We start from the raw sequence: 9,693 nt of genomic DNA on the forward strand, positions 1-9,693 counted from the left end.
TGTTCGTGCGAAGACTCGTGGCCACCGGAGCGGCGGTTTCCGGCCTTTTCGCGATGGCTGCTCCCGCCGAGGCGTCGGACGAAGCGATCCTGCCGGTGCGCACGGGAGTGGTGCACCAGCAGGACGGTGCGGTCACCAGCGTTCAAGAGCCCGACTACGCGGAAGCCCGGCTCGCCCCCGTCCGTGCGAAGGCGGCCACGTCCTGCCCCGCCAACTTGATCTGCCTGTACGAGGACATCGACGCCGGCGGGCAGTTCGTCGCCCTCCCCGGACCCCCGCCGGGGGTGCGGGTGTGGAACGACTGGCTCGGGAAAGAGAAGTGCACCTGTTACGGCCCCAACAAGCGCGGGCACAGCGGCGACTTCAACGACCAGATGTCCTCGTTCGTCAACAACACCGCCACGAAGTTCTGGTGGTACTTCGACATCAATGGCCAGGCGGGATCCCCGAGATTCCCCGCGGGTTCGACCTACGGCGGCTACTGGAACCTGCCGCCAGACCAGGCGGATGAGGCGTCGTCCATCTACTCCTGGATTTAGCGGATGACCGGGCGTCGGAGGCGGCACCCCGGCGCCCGGGCCCCGCGGTGCGTCACTCCAGCTCGACGGGGATGCCTTCGGAGGACAGGGCGGCCCGCAGCGCGCCCCAGACATAGGTGGTCAAGTATCCGGCGAGGCGCCACTCGCTCATCGAGCGGGTTTCCAACCAGTGCCCCGAGACCGCGGCGACCGCGCCGACCGGGTGAAGGCGACGCTGGACTTGGTCAGGCCACGGATCTCGGCTCGGCGACGGAGTCGGCGCAGGACGATCCAGGTGACGTAGGGCTGCAACACGCGGTCTTGTCGTGTTCGTGTGCCATCACGAGGCAGCATTTGAGCCATTGCTCGGTGCCCGCCAGGTGTCGCCGGTCAGGAAGTGATGATCCATGTGCGCGTGCGGCGTTTCTTCTGTGACCACAACCGGTGTGGGCGGAGGAGGTTTGTTGAGCAGGTTCCGGATCTGACGGTCCCTTACCGACGACTGGAAGCGATTGCGCTCGCCGCGGGAGTCCGAGCCGGAGTTCGGCTGGCCAGCCAGCCGACGATCGCGGTGTCCCGGATGACGTTGCTGCGCCTGGTCAAGGCATTGCCAGTACCCGAGGTTGGAACGGTACGTGTCCTGGGCGTCAGCCGGCACTGCCGCCGTTGCTGGAACGAGCCGCCAGCGGCGGCACCACCCCAAACCGACAACGACACCGGGCGCCGCCCCGAACCGTGAAAATGCGCCTCCCGAATCGCGCCCGACTGCAGCACCGGCCCGGACACATCGCCCGACACCGAGTTGGCCACCCCACCCGCGGCGTATCCCTGCCCGCGCTCCATCGCCCGAGTATCCCGCCACAACCAGCGCGCGAGACCAAACACGCCCAACTCGGCAGTAGCGGATGTTCGGGTTGTGCGCGATCAGCGGCATGACTGTGCGCTCCGGTGGCCAGGGCGGCCGAACTATCGCGTCAGCGCTCGATCCGGTTCGCTGCCACGGTGTCGGTGCATGACAGACTCGCCGCGTGTGGAGGGAAACCCTCGTGGCGGTGCGTGTCGATCCGCGGGTGAACTTGTTCGTCGCGCGGACCGATGGTCCCGCCGACAAGGCTGTCCTGGTCATCCACGGTGGTCCCGACTGGGACCACAGCTATCTCCGGGAACCGCTGGGACGTCTTGCCGGCCAGCACGACCTGATCCTTCCCGACCTGCGCGGTTGCGGACGCTCCACCCGCGGGCTGGCCGACAACCAGTACACCCCCGACGCCGTGATCGACGATCTGACCGTCTTGTTGGATGTCCTCGGTGTGGCCGGTGCTGATGTTCTCGGCTTCTCCTACGGCGGGCTGCTGGCTCAACGCCTGGCGCTGGCCGCACCCCACCGGGTCCGGCGGCTGATCATCGCCTCCAGCAGCGTCCTTCCGGTGCCGGACAACGCGTTCCAGGGCTGGAAAGAACGCGACCGCAGCCAGGCGGCGGAAAGGGCCGTCTGGGCGGATACCGCGCTGTCCGGGCCGGAACTGACCCGGCAGGCGGCCACCGCCGCAGCGCCGGCGAACGTGTGGCGCGAGGCGGCGCTGCCCGACTATCTGGCCCGACTTCGGCGCGTGCGGTTTTCGGCCGAATGGATGCGGCCGTGGCGGGCCGGCACGCTGCCCTCGGCGTGGTGCGATAACGCCGCATCCCGGCTGGCCGACTCGGGTATTCCGATTCTGCTGCTGCATGGCCGACACGACATGACCTTCCCGGCCACGCTGGTCGAGCAGACCGCCACCCTGATCCCCGCCACCCGCACTGTCATCCTCGACGACGCCGGGCATATGGCACACATCGACCAACCCGAGCCCTGGCTCACCACAGTCAGCGAGTTCCTCACATAACTGGCCGCCCCTGCCACCGCCCGATGGGCACGTTACGCAGACATCCAGTCCCCGCGCCCCTCAGCACCCCACCGCCAAGCCCGGGGCAGGCACAACTGCGACTGATCTAGGCCATCGTAGAGCGAGTAACCGTTTGAGACCCACGCACATCGGCAATAGCGAGTGTTCGGCGAACGCGCTCTATGCGGGCATGAGAGTGGGTCGGCGCAGTTACCGACGAACCCAGCGGTGATAGGCATCCAGGTCGACGTTGCTGCCGCAGATCACGGTGACGACTCGACGGCCGTCGAAACGGTCGCGGTCTTCCAAGATGGCGGCGACACCGAGGGCGGCTGAGGGCTCGACGACCAGGCCCGTGTGCTCCAGGAGCAACCGCATCCCCGTGATGATCGACGACTCGCGGACAAGGACGGCATCATCAGCCACCGCGAGCAGGTCGTCCAGGACCTCTGGGATGGGGAACCGTCCGGCGACGCCGTCGGCGATGGTGTCGGTCGATTCGGTGGTGACGAGGCGGCGCTCGCGCCACGAGCGGGTCAACGCCGGCGCACCCATAGGCTGCACGCAGATCACCTCGGCTCCGGGCACCAAGGTTTTCAGGACGTAGCCCACGCCGGTGGCCATCGCACCGCCACCCAGGGCGATCAGCACAGCGTCGAAGGTGGATTCCGCGCCCGCCAACTCGAGGCCGATCGTCGCGGCGCCCTCACATGTCCAGACTGTCCCCGAGCAACCGGATACCGCGCTCGTGCGCGATACGCACAGCTCGCTCGCGGGCCATTTCGAAGTCGCCGTCCACCAGTTCCAGTTCCGCGCCCAGCGCGCGGATCCGATCGAGCTTGGCAACGGGTGCCCGCACAGATGCCACAACCGTCACGTCGAGGCCACGGCGGCGACCTGACCAAGCAAGCGCCTGGCCGAGATTGCCGGCGCTGGCGCACACCACGGCAGTCCGGCCCTGCTCGCTCAGCAGGCTGGCAACAAGCTCGGTACCCCGGGCCTTGAAGCTGCGCACCGGGTTCACCGTTTCCAGCTTGATGCTCACGGTGCAACCGAGCCGGCGTCCCAGCGCATCGCACCGGTACATCGGAGTGTTCAGGTACATGGGGTCGATCACGCGGCGGGCCGCGTCGATCCGGTCAAGATCAAGACGCGTCTTGAGCACGCCAAGATCATATCCAGAAGGTGCCGTCTTGACCGTCAACACCATGTACCTGGCCGACTTCCAGCCCGGCGATGCGGGCTCAGAGCGTCACCACCTCGACAAGGTCGGAGCACACCCGGAACTGCGCGCCGCGCGATCGACTCCTTTCGCGATCGCATCCGCACATCGCAACGAGTGCGCGCACGTCGTCGGCGAAGAGGTCGACGTCATAGGCGCCGTCGGGCGACCACTCGCTCTCGCCGTGCCCGCGCAGATCCGGGGCGACATCCCGGGGCCCCGGCCGTGGCGAATTCCTCAGCTTGACCCAGCCGCACCCGCAGCCCGATCGAACCTTGGTGGCTCCGCGCTCGCTCGCGGCACACCGCTTCTTATATAAGGCGGATGTCGGAGCTGCGACTGCAGGGCATGACCGCAACTCGGCGGTATCCGGGATCGGCTTCGCGCCGCCGAGCAACAGTCCCGTTCTTGAGATCCAGGCGCGGTTACGCCGGTGGTTCAGCGCGTGGGGATGGCGGCGGTGGTGCGGGGTTCGCGGTGGGTGTGGTGGTGGGTGTGCAGGTCGATGGCGTGGCGGTCGAGTTGGCGGGCGAGTGCGGTGAGTTGGGTGACGCGGGGGTCGGGGTAGGGCAGGGCGGCCGCGGCGACGAGGGCGTGGCGGATGGTGGCGGCGGCGCCGGAGAGTGCGGCGTGGTGGATGGCCAGCCGGGCGAGGGAGATGGCTTGGGAGCCGGGGATGGTGTTGTGGTCGTGGCGGGGCACCACTTCGGGGATGGCCGCGGCGAGGTGGCGGGCTTGCTGGTAGAGGGTTTCGATTTCGTCCCATCGCTGGTCGTGGTGGTCGGGGCCGGGGGTGGAGAACACGGTGCCGCGCAGCAGCGCGACGATGTCGCGGGCGTGGTCGGCGAGCTGGGTGACGGTGCGGAATCGGGCCGACCAGTCGGGTTCGGTGGCCAGGGTCGGGTCGGTGAGCAGCGCGTCGGCGGCGGTGCGGCAGTGCTGGGCGAGTCCGGTGAGGATGTCGCGGGCGCGGTGGTGGGCGGCGGTGTGGTCGTCGGGGAGCCAGGCCAGGGCGCGTTCGCTGTGTACGGCGGCGCGGAGCAGGGTCCGGCGCGCGGAGAAGTTTCCGGTGGGGCTGTTCATGGTCGTCGTGTCCTCCTCTGCGGGTGGGCGCGTGCGTGGTTGGTCGTGCGGGAAGGGTGGCCGTGGGCCCGCCCGTGGCGAGCGGGCCCACGGCCAGGGGGTGGTGGCTAGAAGACGCCGGCGCGGTTGAGCCACACGCCCGCGATCATGGCCATGATCACGAGAGCGGTGACGCCGGTGAGGAACAGGAACCAGCAGAGCCGGGGTGAGCGGATGGTTCCCAGCAGCGGGCAGCGGCGGGCGGCCGCGTCCGCGGTGGCCGGGGTGTGGTGTTCCTCGGTGGGCACCGGATCCCGGTCGGGCTGAGGATCCTGCGGGATGGTGATCGTGCTGGGCTCCTGGTCGCTGACCGGGCCGGACGGGGTCGCCGGCGGGGTCGGGTTTTCGGGGGATGGGGGCGGGCCCAGGTCGCGGATCTTCTTCCACACCTGCAAGTAGGCCCGGACGGTCGGGCTGTTCGCCGGTTCGCCGAGCAGCGCGAGGAGCAGGGTGGTCATCTGCACCTCGTCGCGGGGCATCCGCCCCTTCTTCTCGTAGTCGCCCAGCGTGCTTTTGCTGATCGCGGACGGGAGATCGATCTTCTTCATCGCGTCCTCGAGCCCGCGCAGACTGTGACTGCGCCGCTTGCGGAGCCGGCTCAGGTGCGCGACGAACTCCTCTTCGGTGGTGATGGCGGCCAGCTCCGGCGGCAGCGCCACCTCGTCCGGCCTCTCGGAGATCACTGCTTCTACTGCCTTTCGAGCATTCGGTCCTCCCATGCGTTCGGCGAAGTCGAGCAGCGGCGAGGTCGCCGGTTCCGGAGCGGGCGGCTCGGGAACCGGTGTGGACGTGGTCCTCGTCCGTTCCCGCTCGACCAGCAGCAGCTGCAGGACGGTGAGGTTGTGCTCGGTGGCCAACTCGGGGGAGGGATTGTCGTTCAAGAGCTGCCGCAGCGCGCGCTGATACAGCTTGATCAGGACGCGTTCTTCCTCAGGGGAGGCGCCGCACACGTGCAGGATCTCGCGGTAGATCGCCCAGGGCTTGAGCACCCGGGAGCCGGGGTCCCACGCGGTGACGATCGTGGTGTGCGGGGTGTCGGGCAGCTTCCGCACGATCTGCCACAGGCGCCGGTCGGGAGACAGCTCGGCGACCGCCTGGTGCAGCGCGCTGACGTAGGACACCTCGGCCGAGGACGGCGCGGGCCGGCCGACCTCCGAGGGGGAGGACGGTTTCACACCGCCTCCGGCGGGCACACCCGGGAACGCCGGGGCAGACCGGCGTTCATCAGCAGCAGCGCGGCCACGGTGGCCGCGGCGAGCTCCTGCCCGGTCCGCACCAGCGCGGCCACGAACACCATCGCCCCCAGGGCGAGCGGTACCTGGGTTGTGGCGACGACGGCTCCGCATCGCCGCCGCGGGAAGACAGGCAGCAACCAGAGAACAATCAACAGTTTTACCTTTCTCGGTACATTCGTGTGGGGTATTCCGTTTTGGGCCGGGGATCGCGCGAACCCTCGTGTCGCGCCGGGAACGCCGAGCGGTTACAGCCACCGGCTCACGCGAGCGGGGTTACGCTTCATCCACAAGCGAACTTCACAGGTCATCGAGCGTTTCTCAAGAGAATCTGTGTCCGGATTAGTCCGACTCTGATAAACCGCCCGGACCGCTAGGCCGGGTGAGTGATCCATCCCGATAAGGACTCCACACTCACTGGAGTGTGACCCGCGGCACAGTAATCGGATCGTTGCGGCATGTGATCCAGAGGTCCGTGGCGTGCGCGGAAGCGTGTCCGACCAGGTCGCCCCCGCTGTCCAGGCCGTGTCCGAACCTGTCCGGCGCCCTTGGCTCACGGCCCGATGTTGACGAGATTGGAACGCGTGGTCGAGATGTGCGCTCGGAGGCATGTCTCGATCGCAAGATTCTCGGTACATCCCGTTGGGCCGGGTTGACGAGACGGTGAGGCAACGGCGGGCTCGTTACAGCGAGCCGCCGTCCTCACCCCCGTTGTGTGCCACGCGACGGAAAAGCCTGGGGAATACCAGCCACTGGGGGTTCACGGTATTCATGACTTCTCATGAACGCGTCCACATGAATCGGCACAACGCTTTCGCCCGCCGTGCCGGCGGCCGCGCGGGAGTCGCGATGACCTCGCCCGGACAGCCTGCCGGGACGGCGCCCACGCACCTGCCCGACCACCGCGCCGGGACACCAGGGCCGGGCTGAAGGAATCGGTTCAACGTCCTCTCCAGGCGGCGCCGCCCTGGCGGGGTACGGCCGGGCTGATCGGTGACGCTAGTCCCTGACCGACCGTTCGGCGTGTGTCGAGGGTTGGTCGGCGTGCGGTGGTGGATGTGGTCGCATCGGTTCTTCTAACGTCACACACGTGTCCTTTCCGCAGCGGCAAACGCGTTCCCGATCGGGTGACCGGCCGGGAACCGGATCCAGCCGCACCGGATCGGACTTCGCTGGCGACCAGGGCCCAACTCTGGATCCCCAGCAGCGGGCGGCTTCTCTGGCGCGAGAGGCCGCCCGCTCTTTACTTTCCGCCCGATCCGGTGCGGTTCTTGCAGACTAGAAGGTCCCCCCGACGATCAGGACCGTTTCCGGCCAGCCAGCGGTGACCGGCCCTGGCTCGTCGGTAAACGCACATCCGCCCGACAGTGCAGCGGCACGGCCAAACGAGTGATGACCTCGACAAACGATCTCCACATCGCCACCCAGCAGCGGAACACCCCGCCTCTCGCCACACGCGTGGGGGACCACGATGAGCGGTACGCACGTGCAACTGCACGATTCTTCAGCCCGGCTATTCGGCCACGGCCACCCGCACCGCGCCGGCCACCGTGCGGCCACGCGACACCGGGTGACCGCTCTCGAACCCGGGTTTCAGCCTCATGGACCTGGACCACGACCCACAGCCTCGCGATGCTGTGACACAGTCTCATAAGGAACAGGACCCCATCCTCAGGCTCGTTCCCCGGGCGCCGCCCCGGGGCCAGGCGACCGCCCCGCTCTCCCCGGCTACGGAGCGCGGTCCGGTTCACGGGATCCTCGGCACGTTCTCTCCCCCCTCGCGTGCCGAGGATCCCGTGCCCAGCCCCCGGCACGGGGATGAGCGACTCGCCGGAAACACGTGCGCGCCGCGGTGTCCGATGTAGAGCCGGGTGTTCGCGCGACGGGACGTCGCGGACGAGATGGCGTTCGTCCACGACACGCTCGCGGGGTGGGCGCGGGATGTTGTCGGCGTCGCGCGGGCCACCTTGCCGAAGGTGCTGGTGCCGGTCGAGACCCCTGATTTCCGCAGGACGTGGTGGTCAGGACTGGATGCGGACCCATCATTCTGGCAAGCCGCCACCCTGATCAGTCCGTGCTATGGGTCCTCAGCGGGACGTTCACCGGTGGCGCGGACCCTGCGGATCCACCAGCTCCGCCGCCCGGATTTCCCCCACCTCGACAGCGGCTTGGACTCGTCCCGGCCAAGTGTTCGGGTCCTCTCCCGGACCACGCGGGGCACGCTGTCCACCTCCCAAACCGGAGGTCCGATGGTCCGCTCCTTGTCCACCACGCTGCTCGGCGCCGTTGTCCTCGTAGTTGGTTGTGCCGGCGAACCAGCACCGCCTCCGGCGGCGGATGCGCCCGACCCGGCGGTGGTCACGTGGATGGGCCAGCTGTGCACCGCGACACAGCACTTCGCGCTGATGCCCGGGTTCCTGGACATCCCCCATCCCCGCAGCAGCGACGCTGACCGGAAACGACTGTTCGAGTGGCTCGACCAAGTCATCCCGATCATGACCAAGGCGAACAGTGCCATCCAGGCCGTCGGCCCCGGCCCCACGGAACCGACCCGAGCCCTGTACGGCGACCTGAACACCAGCCTGGCGAAATCGCTGACCGACCTGTCCGCGTACTCCCGCGAGGCAGTCCTGTTCCCCGGCGACCAGTTGGACACCCTCTACACGCTCGTGATCGTGGCGGCCTCGCCTTGGGAAGCAGGCGGCCCGGGACTCAGCGCCTACCTGAACAAGCACCCCGACCTCACCGCTGCCCACGACCACGCCCCGGCATGCACAAGACCGCCACCGAGCACACCGACCCGCTAACCGGCCAAGCCGGGAACCGCGACTTCGACCGTCTCCTCGACAGCGGGCAGCGCGGCGTCTTCTTCGGCGGTGCAGCTGGTCCAGCGAACCGCGCATCTCGTGCGCGTATCTGGTTCAAGCCGCGCTGGGCCGCAGGCTGGTGATCTATGGTTCAGGTTGTGTCGATGCGTGAGCTGGTCGTACTGGGCACCGCGAGCCAAGCGCCCACCCGGCACCGCAACCAGAACGGCTACCTGCTGCGCTGGGACGGGGCCGGGCTGCTGTTCGACCCCGGTGAGGGAACCCAGCGGCAAATGCTGCTCGCCGGGGTCAGCGGGCACGAGGTCGACCGCATCTGCGTGACACACTTCCATGGCGATCGACTGCCTCGGTGTTCCGGGCGTGGTTCAGCGGCTGTCGCTGGACCACGCGCCACAGCAGGTGGTCGCCCACTACCCGGCCTCCGGGACGGAGTTCTTCCGGGGCTGCGGTACGCGGCCTCGTTCCACGAGGTGGCCGCCTTGCGGGAGGAACCGGTCGAACGGGAAGGCCCGGTGGCCACCGGCCCGTTCGGCACACTCGAGGCGCGTCGGCTGGACCACCGGATCGAAACGTTCGGTTACCGACTGGTCGAGCCGGACGGCCGGCGGATGCTGCCCGACGAACTGGCCCGGTTGGGCATCGCCGGGCCGGATGTCGGAAGGCTGCAACGCGAAGGCGTGCTACGGCACCGCGGTCGGCAGGTGAGCCTCGAGCAGGTGAGTGAGCCGAGGCCCGGTCAGCGGTTCGCGTTCGTGATGGACACCCGGCTCTGCGATGGGGTGTACGCACTGGCCGACCGCGCCGACCTCCTGGTGATCGAGTCGACCTTGTAACTAGTCAGGTCCGCTGTCGGGTGGTGGTCGTCGTGCTGCGATGATCGGCATGTGG

At 68.4% G+C, this 9,693-nt stretch carries 9 protein-coding genes and 1 pseudogene; 5 read left to right on the forward strand and 5 right to left on the reverse strand.

Going from position 1 to position 9,693, the window contains the following annotated elements; all coding sequences use genetic code 11:
• Together FXO23_RS45765 and FXO23_RS45770 are read left to right on the forward strand one after the other, a co-directional pair.
• On the forward strand, nucleotides 1–539 hold a 539-nt coding region (locus FXO23_RS45765), incomplete at its 5' end, for a peptidase inhibitor family I36 protein (protein WP_218952361.1).
• A 1,025-nt stretch (nucleotides 540–1,564) separates the two neighbouring features.
• Entirely contained in the window at nucleotides 1,565–2,401 is an 837-nt protein-coding gene (locus FXO23_RS45770; RefSeq protein WP_218952362.1) for an alpha/beta fold hydrolase, read from the forward strand.
• 210 nt (nucleotides 2,402–2,611) lie between these two features.
• Here the strand turns inward: FXO23_RS45770 and FXO23_RS52420 are convergent, their stop codons facing one another.
• Both FXO23_RS52420 and FXO23_RS52425 read right to left on the reverse strand, forming a co-directional pair.
• Nucleotides 2,612–3,082 (reverse strand): pyridoxal-phosphate dependent enzyme, encoded by a 471-nt coding sequence (locus FXO23_RS52420; RefSeq protein ID WP_281356733.1) that lies wholly within the window; start codon nucleotides 3,080–3,082, stop codon nucleotides 2,612–2,614.
• Nucleotides 3,083–3,107: 25 nt separating this feature from the next.
• Nucleotides 3,108–3,566, reverse strand: a complete 459-nt coding sequence (locus tag FXO23_RS52425; RefSeq protein WP_281356734.1) for a pyridoxal-phosphate dependent enzyme — start codon at nucleotides 3,564–3,566, stop codon at nucleotides 3,108–3,110.
• 28 nt (nucleotides 3,567–3,594) lie between these two features.
• Here FXO23_RS52425 and FXO23_RS45780 point away from each other — a divergent pair, with 28 nt between their 5' ends.
• Nucleotides 3,595–3,942 carry a hypothetical protein gene (locus tag FXO23_RS45780; RefSeq protein WP_158894516.1) on the forward strand — a complete coding sequence of 116 codons (348 nt, stop codon included), beginning with the start codon at nucleotides 3,595–3,597 and terminating at the stop codon, nucleotides 3,940–3,942.
• 119 nt (nucleotides 3,943–4,061) lie between these two features.
• On the opposite strand, the gene FXO23_RS45785 is transcribed toward FXO23_RS45780, so the two are convergent.
• The 3 genes from FXO23_RS45785 to FXO23_RS45795 all read right to left on the reverse strand — a co-directional run bounded on the left by FXO23_RS45785 (nucleotide 4,062) and on the right by FXO23_RS45795 (nucleotide 6,132).
• A complete protein-coding gene (locus FXO23_RS45785; protein WP_158894518.1) occupies nucleotides 4,062–4,706 on the reverse strand; it encodes a hypothetical protein in 645 nt (214 codons plus the stop codon).
• A gap of 107 nt (nucleotides 4,707–4,813) precedes the next feature.
• On the reverse strand, nucleotides 4,814–5,920 hold the full coding sequence (locus FXO23_RS45790; protein ID WP_158894521.1) for a hypothetical protein: 1,107 nt from the start codon (nucleotides 5,918–5,920) through the stop codon (nucleotides 4,814–4,816).
• Nucleotides 5,917–6,132 (reverse strand): hypothetical protein, encoded by a 216-nt coding sequence (locus FXO23_RS45795; RefSeq protein ID WP_158894523.1) that lies wholly within the window; start codon nucleotides 6,130–6,132, stop codon nucleotides 5,917–5,919. The genes FXO23_RS45790 and FXO23_RS45795 overlap by 4 nt, the downstream gene beginning before the upstream one ends.
• Before the next feature lie 1,716 nt (nucleotides 6,133–7,848).
• Between FXO23_RS45795 and FXO23_RS45800 the strand changes: the two genes are divergently transcribed.
• On the forward strand, nucleotides 7,849–8,784 hold the full coding sequence (locus FXO23_RS45800) for a hypothetical protein (RefSeq protein WP_158894525.1): 936 nt from the start codon (nucleotides 7,849–7,851) through the stop codon (nucleotides 8,782–8,784).
• Between the two features lie 158 nt (nucleotides 8,785–8,942).
• Nucleotides 8,943–9,632, forward strand: a pseudogene (locus FXO23_RS45805) (MBL fold metallo-hydrolase); the annotation flags it as partial.
• Nucleotides 9,633–9,693 lie beyond the last annotated feature (61 nt).

Origin of the sequence: Amycolatopsis anabasis, assembly GCF_009765355.1 — a bacterium.
Lineage (GTDB): Bacteria > Actinomycetota > Actinomycetes > Mycobacteriales > Pseudonocardiaceae > Amycolatopsis > Amycolatopsis anabasis.

Coding starts and splice junctions, on each gene's coding strand:
- FXO23_RS45785 (WP_158894518.1), bottom strand. CDS start 4,706: ATGAACAGCCCCACCGGAAACTTCTCCGCGCGCCGGACCCTGCTCCGC.